13 protein-coding genes and 1 CRISPR repeat array are annotated in these 17,558 nt (G+C 22.8%); of the genes, 8 read left to right on the top strand and 5 right to left on the bottom strand.

The features are described from left to right. From MJ2HA_RS02920 to MJ2HA_RS02890, 7 genes are all read left to right on the top strand, one after another. Complete coding sequence (locus tag MJ2HA_RS02920; protein WP_258393054.1) at positions 1-339, top strand: DUF4143 domain-containing protein; 339 nt, start codon at positions 1-3, stop codon at positions 337-339. Then, positions 330-1,676: a restriction endonuclease subunit S gene (locus MJ2HA_RS02915; RefSeq protein ID WP_258393053.1), complete on the top strand. Its 1,347-nt coding sequence runs from the start codon at positions 330-332 to the stop codon at positions 1,674-1,676. The genes MJ2HA_RS02920 and MJ2HA_RS02915 overlap by 10 nt, the downstream gene beginning before the upstream one ends. Further along, positions 1,660-4,953 (top strand): type I restriction endonuclease subunit R, encoded by a 3,294-nt coding sequence (locus MJ2HA_RS02910; RefSeq protein ID WP_258393052.1) that lies wholly within the window; start codon positions 1,660-1,662, stop codon positions 4,951-4,953. Before MJ2HA_RS02915 ends, MJ2HA_RS02910 begins: the two co-directional genes overlap by 17 nt. Beyond that, on the top strand, positions 4,929-5,615 hold the full coding sequence (locus MJ2HA_RS02905) for a YgjP-like metallopeptidase domain-containing protein (RefSeq protein ID WP_258393051.1): 687 nt from the start codon (positions 4,929-4,931) through the stop codon (positions 5,613-5,615). The genes MJ2HA_RS02910 and MJ2HA_RS02905 overlap by 25 nt, the downstream gene beginning before the upstream one ends. Positions 5,616-7,005: 1,390 nt before the next feature. Further along, positions 7,006-7,236 carry a hypothetical protein gene (locus MJ2HA_RS02900; RefSeq protein WP_258393050.1) on the top strand — a complete coding sequence of 77 codons (231 nt, stop codon included), beginning with the start codon at positions 7,006-7,008 and terminating at the stop codon, positions 7,234-7,236. Further along, the gene (locus MJ2HA_RS02895; RefSeq protein ID WP_258393049.1) at positions 7,233-8,258 is read left to right on the top strand and encodes a C45 family autoproteolytic acyltransferase/hydrolase; all 1,026 of its coding nucleotides are present in this window, start codon (positions 7,233-7,235) and stop codon (positions 8,256-8,258) included. The genes MJ2HA_RS02900 and MJ2HA_RS02895 overlap by 4 nt, the downstream gene beginning before the upstream one ends. A gap of 300 nt (positions 8,259-8,558) precedes the next feature. Then, on the top strand, positions 8,559-8,726 hold the full coding sequence (locus MJ2HA_RS02890) for a hypothetical protein (protein ID WP_258393048.1): 168 nt from the start codon (positions 8,559-8,561) through the stop codon (positions 8,724-8,726). Positions 8,727-8,820: 94 nt separating this feature from the next. Further along, positions 8,821-10,620: direct repeats of the CRISPR family, unit length 28 nt; unit sequence CTTTCAATATTTCTAATTTAATTTAAAC. Positions 10,621-10,908: 288 nt separating this feature from the next. Here MJ2HA_RS02890 and cas2 read toward each other — a convergent pair. Further along, positions 10,909-11,172 carry a CRISPR-associated endonuclease Cas2 gene (gene cas2, locus MJ2HA_RS02885; RefSeq protein WP_258393047.1) on the bottom strand — a complete coding sequence of 88 codons (264 nt, stop codon included), beginning with the start codon at positions 11,170-11,172 and terminating at the stop codon, positions 10,909-10,911. 13 nt (positions 11,173-11,185) lie between these two features. Between cas2 and cas1b the strand changes: the two genes are divergently transcribed. Next, positions 11,186-12,196 (top strand): type I-B CRISPR-associated endonuclease Cas1b, encoded by a 1,011-nt coding sequence (gene cas1b / locus MJ2HA_RS02880; protein ID WP_258393046.1) that lies wholly within the window; start codon positions 11,186-11,188, stop codon positions 12,194-12,196. Positions 12,197-12,216: 20 nt separating this feature from the next. On the opposite strand, the gene cas3 is transcribed toward cas1b, so the two are convergent. The 4 genes from cas3 to MJ2HA_RS02860 are packed head-to-tail and all read right to left on the bottom strand — an operon-like array spanning position 12,217 to position 17,498. After that, positions 12,217-14,532 (bottom strand): CRISPR-associated helicase Cas3', encoded by a 2,316-nt coding sequence (gene cas3 / locus MJ2HA_RS02875; protein WP_258393045.1) that lies wholly within the window; start codon positions 14,530-14,532, stop codon positions 12,217-12,219. Then, positions 14,510-15,238: a CRISPR-associated protein Cas5 gene (cas5, locus tag MJ2HA_RS02870; RefSeq protein ID WP_258393044.1), complete on the bottom strand. Its 729-nt coding sequence runs from the start codon at positions 15,236-15,238 to the stop codon at positions 14,510-14,512. The genes cas3 and cas5 overlap by 23 nt, the downstream gene beginning before the upstream one ends. Next, on the bottom strand, positions 15,235-16,146 hold the full coding sequence (cas7i, locus tag MJ2HA_RS02865; RefSeq protein ID WP_258393043.1) for a type I-B CRISPR-associated protein Cas7/Cst2/DevR: 912 nt from the start codon (positions 16,144-16,146) through the stop codon (positions 15,235-15,237). The genes cas5 and cas7i overlap by 4 nt, the downstream gene beginning before the upstream one ends. After that, the gene (locus MJ2HA_RS02860; RefSeq protein WP_258393042.1) at positions 16,143-17,498 is read right to left on the bottom strand and encodes a hypothetical protein; all 1,356 of its coding nucleotides are present in this window, start codon (positions 17,496-17,498) and stop codon (positions 16,143-16,145) included. The genes cas7i and MJ2HA_RS02860 overlap by 4 nt, the downstream gene beginning before the upstream one ends. Between the last annotated feature and the right edge of the window lie 60 nt (positions 17,499-17,558).

Here is a 17,558-nt window from a genome sequence, read left to right as displayed (position 1 = left end):
ATGGTTAGAAAAGGAAGAAAATTTGAAGGTTTTGTTGCAAATAAATTGAAAAGAAGTAAATATAAAGTAAAAAGAAATTTAATAAAAAGACTTAATGGAAAGAAAAAATTTGAAGTTGATATATTAGCAGAAAAGAATAATGAAAAATATGTAATAGAGGTAAAAAGTGGAAAACAAACTTTAAAATCTTCAGATATAAAAAAATTAGTAAAAAAATCTAAAAAATTAAGAGGAAAACCTTTATTATATATGTCATCTAGAGCTAAATTGACTAAAAATGCTAAGGTAATAGCCAAATTTTATAATGTCCATATAAAAAGAGTAAGAAGATGGCAATAAAGTTCTATAAAGAAACTAATTTTAAGGATCTAGAAAATACTTCTAGAGAAATAGGGATTAATAAAATTCCTAAGGAATGGGGAGTAAAGAGATTAAACGAAGTTTCAAATATAATGATGGGACAATCTCCGCCATCATCGGCATATAACAATAGAGGGGGGGGTTTACCTTTCATTCAAGGAAGCAGAGACTTTGGAGATATGTATCCTTCTATCACAACTTTTACTACTATATGTAATAAGAAAGCTCCTAAAGGCTCAATTTTATTTTCAGTTAGGGCACCAGTAGGAGATGTAAATATAGCTGATCGTGAACTTTGTATTGGAAGAGGCATAGCTGCCATTTTTCCTACTAATACTTTACTTAATTCATCTTATCTATATTATTACTTAGTTTATATGGCACCAACAATAAAAAGACAGTCATCAGGCACTACTTTTGAGTCTATAAAAAAAAGTGACTTAGAATATTTACCAATTCCTCTACCTCCTCTAGAGGAACAAAAATCGATAGCAGATGTATTAAGTACTATTGATAGAGAAATAGAGAATATAAATAATTTAATAGAAAAAACGGAGAAATTAAAGAAAAATCTAATGAATTTATTATTATATGGTAAAATAAGAATAAAGAAAGAAAATAATATTTATAGATTTTATAAAGAAACTAATTTTAAGGATCTAGGAAATGTTTCTATAGAAATAGGGATTAATAAAATTCCTAAGGAATGGGAAGTAAAGAAATTGAAAGATATTGTAATAAAAGCTAAAATGGGAGGAACTCCTAGCAGGAATATTTCTGAGTACTGGAATGGAGATATTCCTTTTATAAAGGCACAAGATATAACAAAAACTGGCAAATACTCATATCAGACGGAGGAGTATATTACTGAATATGGTTTAAAAAATTCTAATGCATGGATAATTCCAAAAGATTCCTTATTATTATCAGCATATGGATCTATAGGATTTTTAAAGATTAACAAAATACCTATAGCAACAAATCAACAAATCATTGGTATTATACCAAAGGAAGAGATTGTTGATATAGAATTTTTATATTATTGGTATCTATATTTTCAACCTTTTTGGAATAAATTTATTAAAACTACAACTCTTCCACATCTTACACAAGAAATCATCTTAGATAGTCCAGTTCCCGTACCTCCCCTAGAGGAACAAAAATCGATAGCAGATGTATTAAGTACTATTGATAGAAAGATAGACCTATTAAAAAGGAAGAAAGAATTGATAATTGAAGTTAAAAAATGGTTTATGAAAAAGCTTTTAACTGGCGAAATCAGAATTAAGATATTAGAGAATGATAATAAACAATAAAAATATAGAATCAGAACAGGAATATAAAGAGGAAATAATAGAACATTTAGAGAAATCTGGATGGAAAAATATAAGAGGAAAAGATCTAAATATAGAAAATGACTGTTTAATCATCAAAGATATATTTATTAATAAGATCAAAGAGATAAATAAAAATAAGGAATTAACTGATGAAGATATAAAAAATGCTTATAATATGTTTAAGTCTGCTATTTCTGGAAAAGATATTTTAAGATATTTAAAAGAAGGTTTATATATAACACTAGAAAAAACAAAAATAAAAGAAAACATAAAATTAATAGATTATGAAAATATAGGAAATAATGAATTTATAGTTTCTGATGAAGTACCTGTAATAACTAAAAATGGTGAAAGAAGATTAGATCTTGTATTCTTTATAAACGGTATTCCTATAATAATAGCAGAAATAGAAAGACCATCTTATAATAAGTGGGAAGATGGTTTTAACCAACTTTTAAATGTATATATATATGAGTTACAAAATTGTATAAAATTTTTTCAAATGGGTATGGTTATTGCAGATAAAATTTATTCTTTTCCCATAGATGAAAAGGTCTTGAAAGATATTATTTCCAATAATATTCAAAATTTAAAATCTAAAAGAACAATTTTATGGAAACCTGATAATAATAGAAATACCAATGATTTATCTGACATATTAAATGCTACTTTAGAAATTATGATAAATAGAGAAAATCTATTGAAAATTATTAAATATTATATAGTATACAATAAGGAAGAAAAAATATTGCCAAGATACCCTCAATTTTATACTTCAGAAAAATTATATAAAAAAATTGAAGAAAGATTATTTGGAAATCCTGAAGATAAAAGTTATCTAGTCTGGCATTATCAGGGTTCAGGAAAATCATTATTAATGTATTACTTGGCAGAATATATATTAAAGAAATTGAAAAGAGGGAATAATATAAAACCAGTTGTTATAATTTTAGTTGATAGATTAGAATTAAAGGATCAAATTTTCCAATTATTTAATTCAATGAAAGAAGATTTAGGATTTCCTGTAGAAGAGGTTAACCTAAAACAATTAATAGAAGAAAGATTAAGGTATGGAATAGACCCACAACCTGGGATTTATATATTAACTATACAAAAATTCAGAGATATTAAAAATAATACTATAACATTTGAAGATCAATTAGAAAGTATACTATTAAGTGAAAATGAAATAATGCAAATTAAAAATAGAAAAGATATCTTCATATTTATAGATGAGGCCCATAGAAGTATTTATGGTAAACTAGGGAAAAAACTATTTGATATTTTCTCTAATTCATTTTATATCGCGTTTACAGGTACTCCTGCTATAAGCAAAGATATAAATACTTTAGAAAAATTTAAGGTAGTAGATACATATTTTGTATCCGAAGCTGAAAGTGATGGCGTTGTTGTACCTATATTGTATAAACCTGAATATGATGTAATTAGTTTAACTAAAAATTTATTAAAAGAAAAAGAAAATGTATCTGAAGAAGAATATGAGGAAGTTATTAAAAAATTTTTAGAAAAAGAAGATTATTATGATATAGAAGATTTCCTTGAAAATCCTGAATATATAAGTGATAGAGATATAAAAAGATTATTAAATAAAATAAATAAAATTAATCTAATATTTAAAAATCCTGATAGGATAAATAAAGTTACTGATAAGATTGCAGATCATTTCAAAAAAGAAGTAGAACCTTTGGGATTTAAAGGATTGATAATAGCACCATCTAGAAAAATAGCAGTTATATATGCTAAAAAATTAAAGGAAAAATTGGGTAAAGATTCTGTAGAAGCTTTAATAACTTATAATGAACATGAGGATGATGTTGAAATACTTGAATATTTGAGAGATTTGCAGGAAAGGTATACAAAAGGAAGCATTAGAGATTATAATCAAATAAATGAAGAAATAAAAAATAGATTCAAAGAAGACGAAAATCCTAAAATTTTAGTTGTAGTAAATAAATTAACTACAGGCTTTGATCTTGATAAAATACAAACAATATATTTAGACAGACCTGTTATGACATATCATACATTATTACAGATAATAGGAAGATGTAATAGAAGATATTCTAATAAGAAATATGGATTGGTTGTAGATTTTGTAGGTATAATAGATGTATTAAGAAGAGCTTTTGAACTTTATATAAATATACAGGGACACTATCAGGAAATATCAAAATATTTAATAAAGGATATAGATAATATTGAGAAAGATATAGAGAATATCTTAAATTTAATTGATGATAATATATTTAAAAAGATACAAATAAATTTATCAGATTATATAGGATATTATCAAAAAAATAAAAATGAGCCTGAGGAAATAAAAAATAGAATTGATAATATAGTTGGAAAGATAATTTCTGGAGAATTGATGAATACTTTCTTTTCTTTATTTAAAGAATTTGAAAAAATATATATTTCGCCAGCAATACCTTTAAACCTTAGAGAAAAATATAAAGACAAATTTATGTTTTTATATTTAATTTGTTTGAGTTTGAAGAAAATAAAAGAAAATAGAAAGGATGGAAGCCAAGAAATTGGAATATTAGAGGGAAAAATAGAACAAATAATAGAAGAATTTAAAGAGAAGATAAACATAGAGAAATTTTTAACTCTAGAAGAAGAAGATATAGAAAATATAAGAAAATCTTTAAATAATATGGGAGAAAATAATGAATTCATAATTTTGAGTTCTTTGATTGATAATTATAATGAAATAGGACAAAATAAGGATCGTGTTAATATGGTAATAAGTAAGATATCTAAATCTGTAGCTGTACTTGAAAATGAAGAAGACAAAAAAATAACATATAGGGATATAATAGAAAAGATATTCGATACTATAAGAAAATATAATGAGGGGAAATTGAATGGTTATAAAACATTAGAAACCTTGAAAACCTATATAAATAAAATATATGAATATGAAAAAACTAGAAAAGAATCTAAGTTATCTGATGAAGAATTATATTTATATAAGATATTAGATGATCTAAATTTAGATCAAAAAATAAAAGATATAAATATCGTAAAAGATATAATTGGAAATATAAGAGAAGTAATTGAAGAGAATAAAAATAAAAATGACTTCTGCGATAAATTGGTACGTAATATCCGAGAAAATATAGTTTTAAATCTAAATAAACTAGAAAGTAATAAAAGAGAAGAAATAATAAAGAAATTAAAAGAATATTATGCTAATATTTATCCAGAATGTCGAGAGAAGTTATTAAGTTAAATAATTTGGAATTTAATTTAGAAATAAAAAAAGTAAAATCTAAAAATCTATATGTAGAAATAAAAGGAGATAGAATTATAATAAAAACAAACTTATTAGATATTAATAAAATAAAAGAAAAAGTTATTGATATTTTAGATAAATATAAAATTACAGAAATAAATAAAGATTATATAGAAAAATTATCAATATTTGGCGTTCCATATAAATTAATAATAAAAAATATAAGGAGAAAATATTTAATAAATGGTGCCAGAAAAATAATAATTGTAAATTTTGAAAATAAGAAAGATTTTTGTAATTATTTAAATAAAACTCTATATAAATATACCAAAAATATAATAAATAAATATTCTAAGGAATTGAATATAATTAATATACCTTCTATAGAAATAAAAACTATGAAAACGAGATATGGATATTATAATATAAAGGATAACAAAATTACCATTAATTCCTTATCCATTGTTCTTCCAAGAAAATTAATAAATTTTATAATTTTTCATGAATTAGTTCATTACTATATATATGATCATGAAAAAATATTTAAAAATATAATAAAGAAGAAATTTAGGGAATCGAGAGAATTAGAGAGTGAATTAAAAAGATGGTCTTTTATAATTTTTTATAATGAATTAATTAGAGATCTATTTGATTTGTGAAAGTATAAAATATATAAAATTTAAAAGTTTTATATATAGATTTATGAGAAAACAAAAATTAAAAGAAGAAAAAATTATAAAGAAAAAATATAATAAATATTGATTATATTAACATAAAAATCAAAAAATTAGAAAAATATCCAGTTATAATAGAAAAATGATTTGATTGTTATAAATAAATATTTATTCAATAATTAGATAATGATACTTTATCAAATTATCATGTCGGTAAATTTTTTCTAAGATGTTATCTATTTATGAAAGTAAAGATATAATTAAATACAAAACTGAAATAATAACAGTATGTTAATCTGTAAAGATAGACAATAAATTTTTAACTTAAATAAAGTTACCGGAAAGTACATGTATAAATATAAAATGAAGACTCTGTTAATTATTGTATTATAATTTAGATATCATATATAAACTCTGATTAACAAAGGGTTTTCTGAGAATAAATTTCCTAATTTAACAAAAAAAATAGCGGGCCCATACGGTTCAACCTTTCGATTGAACCTGGATCGACAGGTTTGGTGCGGCTAGACGACCAGAACCGGGCTCGAGGATATTTCAACCCTTCATCCCCCGACTGCCAACTACACTAGGGCCCGCTTTTATTTATTTTTACATTAATCTATATAAAAATTTCTCTATTTAAAAGTAGCTAATTTATAATTTTTGGTAATTCTTTATGTACACAAAGTAAATTAATACTAATTAGTAATATCTTTATAAACCATAAAACTTGTGACATTTTTTAAAAAATATTATAATCAATCTGATTTATTCATTTTTCTTTTAAGTTTTTTAATTTTTTAAATTTAATTAATAAAGTAATCTTTATAGACTTCGATTATGTTTACATAACGTTCGATAATAAAAATTCTGAAAAAGTAAGAATATCAATAAAAAATATAAAAATTGCTTATATTAAACAAACACCTCAGGAAGAAATTAAGTATATAAAAATAGTCTAAAATTTTTAATTAAATTTTATATTATTATGCTATATTTTATTTATATTATTTAATTTTTTATAGGAAATTGGTAAAAAGCAAATAGTATAAAAGATCTCCCCTATATGATGATTATTATTAGTTTTTCTTTAAATTTATGATTTAATTATTTTATGTCTAAAATTTTTCTAATTAATTTAAAGAATTTTGCTAATCTTAGAAAATCTGTTTATATTTTGTTTAATATCAATAAAAGGAAAAAGAATACCCTTTTCAGTTATAAGAGTATTTTAGAGACTCATTGTATGCATTTTTAGACTAAGATTGAATTTAGTAATCTTTAGCTATATCGCTAGGTAACTTATAGGCCTATGTATGTTTTATTATCCTTTGTCCATATTGCTATTCTAAGCGGCAAATCATAACTTATTTCGATGTTTTTTTATCTGAAAGCTCTTGCTTTTGGATCTCCAAATATAGAATATAAATCCTTTGTTAATTCGGACAATTACCTTGTCGATATGGGAGCAAATATTGACAATACAGCATTATACTTTTGGCATTATGGAATGAAGGTTTTAGCTTTCGAGGATTATCATATCATATATAAGATCGAAAAGGAAAAACATATATTTAAAAAAAGAGTGAATAAATTATTACTATGATTTTAAGAAGATTATCTGGCGATTATTACGAAATTGGATATGAAGAAGGAAATATATATAAAAGATACATGGATCTACATACTTTAAAGATAGATCCAGAAATATATAAGAATCAGTTACTTATGTATAAAAAATATTATCCAGAATTTCTAGAAGAATTAAAAGGCATAATAGATGCCAGTAAAATTGACAAAGATAAAATTACATATTGGCTTATTAGTAATGAATTAGTTTCATATTTAAATTACGTAGTAAAGAAGATAAGAGAAAAATGTACTGTATTTGGCGTTAAAAATAATAAAGGTATTTTTGTTGGAAAGAACTATGATTGGATCCCCATAGCAGAAGATTTTATTGAGTATGTAAAAGTTTATAATAAAGATGCATATCCTTTTATTTTTGTAACTGATATGGGTATTGATCGATATAAATATATAAAAATGAGATTTCATAGTCCTTCTGATGCCATAAATAAATATGGTTTATATATAGGTATAATAGCAGCATATAATGATAAATATAGATACGGAATTAATACAACACATGCAGTTAAATTAGTAGCTGAAAAATGCAAGAACGTGGAAGAAGCTATTGAACTTTTTAAAAGTATAAAGATATGCATACCTATGAATTTCTTTATAGCAGATAAAAATAACTTCGTGGTAATAGAACATACAACAGAAAGATTCAAAATAATATATCCAGAAAATAACATATTAGTAAAAACAAACCATTATATAGATAGAGAATTACAGAATGAGGATATGATAATCAAAATGTATCCAAGTAGCAATAGTTTTAGAAGGTATTATACTATTTTAACAGATTTGTTTAAAAATAGAGATACATTTCAATATTCTGACATAATAAAACTTTTAACAGACAAGAGAGTAATGCAAAGATCTAAGTTAAAATACGGAACTAAAACAATATGGTCTCTAGCATTGGATAATAACATTAAAAGATACACATTAATAACATATAAAGGAAATAAAATATCTAGTATTAAATTATCTATATAAAGTTTAAATCTATTGTTAAATAATCCTTTGTTTAAGATTTTACTTTACTTAAAGTTTTATATATAGTTAAAAATAATTATAAATTTAAAATTAAAATATGCTTAATTTAAAAGATTTAGATTATTATGAGTTAAGAATCAGAAGAACAGATTACACGACAGATATAGAAGATTTAGAAAAAGTAAAAGTTCTTTTTAACAACTAATATAAAAAATGTAATATAATATAATAAGAGTTATATTTGTGCCTTGAAGAGTTTAATTTTTATCTCTATATATAAATGCAAAATTTCAATACAGAATGATCTTACATTCAGAAGATCATCCTAGTAACTCTGGAATTTATAGGTCATTGTTTTCTTTAGCTTATTCGATTCCTAGTATCAAAAGGAGAGTAATAAACAAATACGATTACGAAAGATTTAAAAAATATAAGAATTATAGAAGCACCTTTAGCAGAGGAAATTGAAAAATTCAAGTCGAATTATCATGACCTAAATATTTATAATTTCGTTTAAACAAAAGATTAATAAAAAAGGTTCGTAGTAGTCTAAAAGCTCAATATTTAAATATTTCTAATTTAATTTAAACTTAGAAGAATTTAATAAAAAAGTAAGAGAAATTTTGGATAGTTACTTTCAATATTTCTAATTTAATTTAAACATATTACATCTACATCTTTATTAAGTATTTGTTTAGCATATATAAACTTTCAATATTTCTAATTTAATTTAAACTCATCAGGTACATATACATTTACTTTACAAGCATCGCTAATCTTTCAATATTTCTAATTTAATTTAAACTACTAAATATGACCAAGATGGATATAAGAAATATCTAGAACCTTTCAATATTTCTAATTTAATTTAAACTTGCTAATTATATTAAGAACCCACAAGTAAAAGCATTATTAGACGTTGCCTTTCAATATTTCTAATTTAATTTAAACATTGATATATGTCTACGCATATTCTACCGAATTTCAAAATCAAATCTTTCAATATTTCTATTTTAATTTAAACTTATAAACTAATTTAGCCCTGCTTGGGAAAGTAGAGAAGATAAATACTCCCAATAGCTTTCAATATTTCTAATTTAATTTAAACAAAGCTCCCTACATCACTATATGAATTTCCAACAAAAGTATACTTTCAATATTTCTAATTTAATTTAAACTAATAGCATATTTCACTCCAATAGTTACTCAATATGTGTCCTTTCAATATTTCTAATTTAATTTAAACTATTTTTTAGATTTATTGAAAGTTTATAACATAAAAATTTTCATCTTTCAATATTTCTAATTTAATTTAAACATTATATGTTCCTGAAGAAGTTAAAGCATTTGGATAAAAGAACTTTCAATATTTCTAATTTAATTTAAACTTTACCCTTTTGCCCTTGTAATATACATCAAAGAACCATGCCTTTCAATATTTCTAATTTAATTTAAACATATTTTCTATTTTAAAATCCCCATCCATTTACAAAAGATAGAAGCACTTTCAATATTTCTAATTTAATTTAAACAAAATCAGTTTGGTAGCACAGTTACAGTTAACTTTAATAATATGTACTTTCAATATTTCTAATTTAATTTAAACGATTATAGTGAAATTTTAGACACATTAACTATAGATTTCTTTCAATATTTCTAATTTAATTTAAACAACTATATATTGTTTTATAAATTGTAGATTAGTAAATATCTTTCAATATTTCTAATTTAATTTAAACAAAATAAAGCTAATACTTTAGAGAACATAACGCAAGATAACTTTCAATATTTCTAATTTAATTTAAACCTAAGACAAAAACAGACTAATTTCCCATGGTGGATGATTCTAATATCTTTCAATATTTCTAATTTAATTTAAACAGAAATAAAAGCTGAAGTTAAAAGCCCTACAATAAGAAGACTTTCAATATTTCTAATTTAATTTAAACAATGTTGATTATATATTAAAAAATTCAGATAAAAAACAATCTTTCAATATTTCTAATTTAATTTAAACACCCAAACTACTGCAGTGGGCTATTGAAAATAAAATATACCTTTCAATATTTCTAATTTAATTTAAACAGGCAATGTAACAGTTGTTTCACATACAATATCTTAAGACTTTCAATATTTCTAATTTAATTTAAACTTAAGTATCCTCTAGTTATCAAAGAGTTTAATACTTTTTCCTTTCAATATTTCTAATTTAATTTAAACCAAATAATATTGGCTACAATTTACAACAATCTTTAAAAAATCAATTCTTTCAATATTTCTAATTTAATTTAAACTATCATCTTTTAATTTGAAAATATGAAATTCTATTTTTTCCTTTCAATATTTCTAATTTAATTTAAACTATAAGATAATCAACTTCTTTATCTAAGATATTTAATACTAAAATCTTATAAAACTTTTATAATTCTGCAAGGTTCATTAAAGAAAACTCCTACAAAACCTCGCATAGGTTGTAATATATTTTTGATGACGTAAAAACTTTCCATTAACTATTTTATTAAATTTTTTGAGAATTACTAATACTTTTATTTTTATATCACATTTATTTATGCCTACAATAATATTAAATAAAACATTATAAAAAATATTATTTTATAATAAATAGATTACTGCAACTTTTATAATATAATTAGAGAAATTCGTACTCTTTATTTTTCCCTAATTCTATTCTTTCTTTTATGTAACCTCTACCTGGCAGAACATATATTAACACGGAATCTTCTTCTTTGTTAATAATTTTTTCTAATCTCTTTTTTATAAAGAATAAACTACTTTCTAAAATTTCTCCTTCAAAAACAGAATTTTGAACATGATTTAGATGCATCTTTAAAAACTCCCTGACTTTGTTTTGTCTTTCAATATTTATATCATAAACTATAATAACGTAAACCATAATATATTAATATATGAGCAAGAATATATACATTATTTCAATAGGAAAATTATTTAGAAAATATAATAATTTGTATTTTATTGATAAAGATAAAAAGAAGAGGGCTATACCATTAGAAAACATATCAAATATTTTTATATTAAATAAAGTTTCCATAACATATAATGCGTTAAAATTAATTGCTGATAGAAATATATTTTTGCATTTCTTCTATGAAAATAGAGAAAAAGGAATATTTTATCATCTAGGATCTTTTGTTCCTAAACATAAGAATCCGGCGGGGATAATTCATATAAAACAAGCACTAGCATATAATGATATACAGAAAAGATCTGAAATAGCATTAGAAATTGTAGATGCTACAAGATATAATATGATAAAAGTATTGGAAAAATACAGTGAAATAAAAGATTATGTACAAAGATTAAGATCTTATAATGTAAAAGAAGAATTTAAAAGGAATTTTAATGATTGGAAAAATTCTATAAATATTATATTAGGTATAGAGAGTAATATATGGCAAATATTTTATGACGCGTTAGATAAAGTATTAAAAACATATAAGTTAGAAAAAAGAACAAGAAGACCTCCAAGAAATGAAGCAAACGCAATAGTTAGCTTTTCAAATATGTTATTATATTCTCAAGTATTATCTGAAATTTATAAAACTCACTTAGATCCTACAATATCTTTTTTACATGAACCATTTGAAAGAAGATTTTCTCTAGCACTAGATTTTGCAGAACCATTTAAACCAATAATTACCTTTAGAATATTAATATGGTTAATAAATCAAGATATGATAAAATCGGAGCATTTTGTGAAGGGATTAGATAGTATATTATTAAATGAATACGGAAGGAAATTAGTTATAAAAGAATTTGATAAAAGGATAGATGAGACAATAAAAATAAAAGGTAAAGGTAGAAAGAGTATAAAAACATTTATTAGAAAACAATGCTATAATTTAGAAAGATATCTAATAGAAGAATATCCTTTTGAAGCTTTTAGGTTAAGATACTAGATATTATTATCTTTATCGATTTAAATCCCATACTTTTTTAATTTATCTAAGTTTATAAAACCATATTCTGAAGAATACTTATAATTTATTCCTTCTGGTAGTTCTTCTATTATTGGAAATCCGTATTTTTCATCATTTTCTTTACTATTGACAAATACCCAAATTGGTACTGGTACAGAATATAATTTTGCTTTCGCAAAAAATTTAACCCAGTCTTCATAAGAACCTGTATTTCTTAATGATTCATATTTATTTATTAAATTATTTATTATTTTGTTATATAGATCTTTCTCTTTATTAAATAATAGCTCGCCATAAGGTATAATTAAAGTTGTAATATTATCCCTAAATTCTAATAATTTTCTGCCATCTTCTTCATATATACTAGAGAAGAACCATAATGTAGACTTTTCATTTCTAATCTCAAAAAGGTCTCTATATAATTTTTCTATTCCTTCATTATTAATTAAATCTTTATAAAAGTTTATATTATATTCTCTATCTATTATATTTATCAAATTTCCTTCACTTAAATTTCTTTCATCCATTAATTTTTTTAATATTTCCTTAGATTTTTTTATTTCTTCTATATTATATGGATATATTTTTCTCTCATCTCCTTTCATCTCCTTTATCTCTAAAGGATAAAATACATATACTTTTGCATCTGTTTTCAGTCCATATCTATTTACTCTTCCAAACCTTTGGACTAATGAAGATATAGGGGCCATTTCTGTAAATAATATATCGAAATCTATATCTAAAGAAACTTCCGAAATTTGAGTAGAAATTAATATTCCTTTCTTATTTATTATTTTATCTATTTTATTTTCTTTATCTTCTCTATCTTTAAACATATATCTAGAATGCAATAATAATATATTTTTTGTATTATAATCATCCCTTAATTTTTTATATATAGCTACAGCTTTTTCTACAGTATTAGTAATTACCAAGATACTTTTATTATCTTTATTTTCTTTAATAATAAAATCAATATTTTCTAATATATCATTATCTTCAATAAATAATTCGAATCTTTTTCTATTATAATAATACTCATCATAATATCCTTTATCCCATATACCATATATATCTATTGCACCAAATTTTACATTATTATTAGGCAAACCTTCAAGCAGATATTCTTTTAAACCCCTGGGAAATGTAGCAGACATTAATAATAATTTTATATCGTAAATTGGTACTAAATATTGTATAAATTTTTTTAATAAAAAGATCATTTGTGGAGTTAATAAGTGTACTTCATCAATAATTAACATGGATTTCCTTAAATTTAATCTTTTTAAAAAGTATTTTCCTGCTTGTAGGAAGGATAACAATATTTGATCAACAGTAGTTATATTAATTGGAGAATATAAATTTTGAATATAAAATAATGAATTTATTCTTTCATCAATTTCATCATTAATATTTAATAATGCGTCATAGAAATAAAAATACATGCCTACTTCATCTTTATTGAATATTTTTGTCAAACTATCATAAAATTTTTTAATAGATGTAATTGTAGGTAAAGTTATGAATATCTTTCTATAATTTTTATTCATTGCAAAAAATAATGAAGTTGTTGTTTTCCCCCATCCTGTTGGAGCTCTCAAAAATAAATAATCATATTCTGACAACTTATTTTGAACTAGCCATCTTTTTTCGTCTAATTTATGTTTAATAATCTTTTTTATATCTTCTCTTTTTATTTCTATTCTTTTAGTTAATTTATCGATATCATTAAGTCCATTTTTTGCAGATAATACATCGGCTATCTTAAATATACCATATAAATCTGCAATTTTTATTATATCATCCATACTTGAAAAATTGCGTATAAAATATAACTTATAGTACAATTCAATATGATCATATAGAATTGTTATAGTTTTTTCATCAACTTTATTTGTATTCTTCATTATTAATATTAGCTTTGCTAATTGCTTCTTTATATTTTTTGGAAACTCTAATGTTAAATTAGAATGATGTTTCGCAATTAGATAAGATATCAATATATCATATTCTTTAACAAATTCTTTATCTTTATTCCAGAAACTATTTTTCTTAAGTAATTCTTCTATTTTTTCTATAGACCATAAAGAATGACTACCCGGAGAAGATACTTTTTTATTTTCTTCAATATTTTTTATATATTCTTGAAATTCTTCTCTACATTTTCCTATATCATGATACTTTATGACATATTCAAAAAGCTTCTTTTCTTTTTCATTTATTTTTATATCATAAAAATCTAATAATTTATAAAAAATATAATTTATCTCTTGAATATGTTGAGATAAATATTTATAAGGATGGGATTTGCACATTCTTGTATATGGCAAAGTCTTTTATTTTATATAAAGGAATCTTTAATACAGAATCTATAGGTTCTTTCAATTCTACATATCCCTTTTTAACAAATATAAAATATTCTAACCTATTTTTGTATCTTGCAGGTAATATTTCTATATTTGTATCTTTATTTATCGATTTGATTAATGAAGAAACGACGTAACCTCTGACTATATTATCTTTTTCTACTTCTAAAAGTTTATCTAAAATTCGTATATCTTTTGCAAAAAAATCATTTTGTCCACCGTATGGATATCTAATAGTTCTTATTATCTTCCATTCTCCATATTCATCTTTTATAGTATCTAAATCTATTTTTCTTATTTTATCTATTATCTTCCTTCTTAGTTCATTTTCTTCCCCAGCTACTACGATTATATGTTCAGAATTACTGTATACTTGAGTTTTTACAACTCCACTTCTATATTTACCTTTTCCTTCATTCTTAAATTGTATAAAAGTTATATTTTCTTCTGTAGGATCTCCTTTTATAAATGTAGATCCAAAATAAAAATTTCCAAGTTTTTCAACTATTTCTCCCCTATCATATCCACATATATTTCCTAAAAGACCAAAAACAGTAATGGGTAAAAGTGTTGGATAAGATAATTTAAATGCTTTAGTATAATGAACTGTAAATAAAGATTCAAAAAAAGAAATCCTAAAAGCAAGAGCTTTCATAGTAAATGTTCTTTTATTTTTTGAATTACAGTATTTACGTCTATTTTATTCTCTATATTTTCATTTAATATGTTTTCATAATCTATTATATATAATTCACTTTCACTATTTTTACATAGAGACTCTAATTTTTCAAATTTTTCCTTATTTATCTCAATTTTACCATCTTTAATAACATAATCTAAATACTGGTATATGGGTAATACACCTTTCTTATTTAATACTATAATGGCTATTATATATTCTGGTATATTTAATGAATTCGACCTTCTTGGTAAAACATATTTGGGAGTCAATAATATTTCTAAGAATTTTCCTAATCTTTTTTCTCTTTCCTCTTTTTTTAATACATAAAAATCTCCATTTTTTTCTAAATTTTCTTTATTTTTTACATTTTTTAATTCTTGTTCTTTAAATTTTCCAATATAATCATATATTAACACGTTTAATTTTCCTATAAAGTCAGAAACTTCTACTTCAAATGGTGTTGGATTCGAATCCCCCTCTTTAGGAAATTTAGCACCAAATTCTGTACTAATAGGTGTATTTTTTAATGCTTTAAAATATGATATGGCTACTGGTGCTTGTCTCTTAATAGATTCTCCCTTTCCACTTTTTTCTCTCTTAACTGGAACCATAAATCCAAACAAATCATTATCTACATAAGTTATAGGATCTCCAGAATCTGCAAGCACTGTTCTTTCATTTACAAATGGATCTGTCTTAAATTCAGAGTTTTTTAATGCTTCTCTTATTGAATATTTTATCGCTCTAGCTGAAACAAATGGCAATACTTCTCCTTCTGAACTATAAAATTTCTTTAATGTTATTCTATTTCCTATATTCTCATCCGCATTTACATTTCCGTATACTCTAGCCAATATAGATATTTGTACTGTCTTCATCATGATATATTATTATTTGTATTGGCCTCTTCAGATTTATAACTTAATGAATTAATAAATCCAGCCATAATAGCTGATTTCAATTTATAAAATTCGTCTCCATAATGATTTTTTTCAATTATATCTTTATCTATTTCTAAATTAAAGTTAGGATTTCCTTTTTCTTTCTTTATTTTTTCAGTTATTTTATATAAAGAATTATATAGTTCATCTTTAAATCTACCTGGTAATTCTTCTTTTCTTATATTTTTTATTATTTCTTCTATATAATCTTTTCCGTTTGTAGGACTTTCTTTTATTATTGTTTTTCCAGTTTCATATGCCCAATGGAAATATTTTTTTAAATCCATCATGATGAAGAACTTTATTCCCTTTATTGAGATAGGTTTTTTATTATTTCTTATAAATTTCTTAGAATTATAATCATAAAATATAGAGATCATTTGAGATAAAATAGCCCAATTTATATATTCTTTAAAAATTAAATAATATAAGAATTTATCTAATAATCCTAGAACTTTATCTCTAAAATCTTTATCTATTATATAAAAAGAAAATAAAAAACTTCCGATAATTGAATATTCGCTTACTTTTGTTTTTTCTTCTGGATAGAATTTAAAAATAAAATCTACTAAGTTATTAATATAATATTTTCTCTTTTTTTCACTTCCTAAAACAGTAAAAACTGCTGGTACATATAATATATTTTCATCTCTATTTAATAGCTGAATTAATAATTCATCATCACTTTTTACATTAGAATATTTGTTGATATATTTTAAAATATATAAGATAAAATCATTTAATATTAAGAAGAGCGCTATATTTGAATAAGCCTTACCACTACTTTTTTTATTATTACGGTCACTACTTGATAAATATAATTTTTTTATCTTTTGAGCATTTACTTTTTCCAATAATCTTTTAAAATCTATTCCTTCATCAATTTGATTTTTCTTTTCATTATAAATTTTTTTCATAGTAGCTATAATTTCTTTTTTATAATTTTCAAATACTCTACTATTTTTTATTTTGAATAAAAATATTCTTTTATTGTTATATATATAAATTCCATCTAAATCATCTATTATTTCTTTTACTTCATCCTCAGATAACAATGATTCTCCTGGTAAATAAAAATTTCTACCTTCTTCTTTTGAAACAGAAGTAACTAATATGGATGCTCTAAAATCTTCCTTAATAGTTTTCTCTATTTCATCTTTTAATATTTCTAATAATCTATCAACATCTTTAATTTTTTTATTTTGTAGCATATGGCCTAATAAATTATATAATAATCTATAATAGTAAGAATCGTTTAAGTTACTTAAATCAATATTTTGAGAAATGGACATTTTATATTATAGATTTAAAAGATTATAAATGTTTCTTTGGTATAATAATTAACCATGTTG

Origin of the sequence: Nanobdella aerobiophila, from assembly GCF_023169545.1 — an archaeon.
Taxonomy (GTDB): Archaea; Nanobdellota; Nanobdellia; order Nanobdellales; family Nanobdellaceae; genus Nanobdella; species Nanobdella aerobiophila.
The sequence above is the reverse complement of the archived record's forward strand: the minus strand, read 5'-3'. Positions and strand labels throughout refer to the sequence as shown.

What these genes read in the sequence shown, in the direction of transcription:
- MJ2HA_RS02920 (WP_258393054.1), top strand. Translation starts at nt 1, where the DNA reads ATGGTTAGAAAAGGAAGAAAATTTGAAGGTTTTGTTGCAAATAAATTG.
- MJ2HA_RS02915 (WP_258393053.1), top strand. Translation starts at nt 330, where the DNA reads ATGGCAATAAAGTTCTATAAAGAAACTAATTTTAAGGATCTAGAAAAT.
- MJ2HA_RS02910 (WP_258393052.1), top strand. Translation starts at nt 1,660, where the DNA reads ATGATAATAAACAATAAAAATATAGAATCAGAACAGGAATATAAAGAG.
- MJ2HA_RS02905 (WP_258393051.1), top strand. Translation starts at nt 4,929, where the DNA reads ATGTCGAGAGAAGTTATTAAGTTAAATAATTTGGAATTTAATTTAGAA.
- MJ2HA_RS02900 (WP_258393050.1), top strand. Translation starts at nt 7,006, where the DNA reads ATGTTTTTTTATCTGAAAGCTCTTGCTTTTGGATCTCCAAATATAGAA.
- MJ2HA_RS02895 (WP_258393049.1), top strand. Translation starts at nt 7,233, where the DNA reads ATGATTTTAAGAAGATTATCTGGCGATTATTACGAAATTGGATATGAA.
- MJ2HA_RS02890 (WP_258393048.1), top strand. Translation starts at nt 8,559, where the DNA reads ATGATCTTACATTCAGAAGATCATCCTAGTAACTCTGGAATTTATAGG.
- cas2 (WP_258393047.1), bottom strand. Translation starts at nt 11,172, where the DNA reads ATGGTTTACGTTATTATAGTTTATGATATAAATATTGAAAGACAAAAC.
- cas1b (WP_258393046.1), top strand. Translation starts at nt 11,186, where the DNA reads ATGAGCAAGAATATATACATTATTTCAATAGGAAAATTATTTAGAAAA.
- cas3 (WP_258393045.1), bottom strand. Translation starts at nt 14,532, where the DNA reads ATGTGCAAATCCCATCCTTATAAATATTTATCTCAACATATTCAAGAG.
- cas5 (WP_258393044.1), bottom strand. Translation starts at nt 15,238, where the DNA reads ATGAAAGCTCTTGCTTTTAGGATTTCTTTTTTTGAATCTTTATTTACA.
- cas7i (WP_258393043.1), bottom strand. Translation starts at nt 16,146, where the DNA reads ATGATGAAGACAGTACAAATATCTATATTGGCTAGAGTATACGGAAAT.
- MJ2HA_RS02860 (WP_258393042.1), bottom strand. Translation starts at nt 17,498, where the DNA reads ATGTCCATTTCTCAAAATATTGATTTAAGTAACTTAAACGATTCTTAC.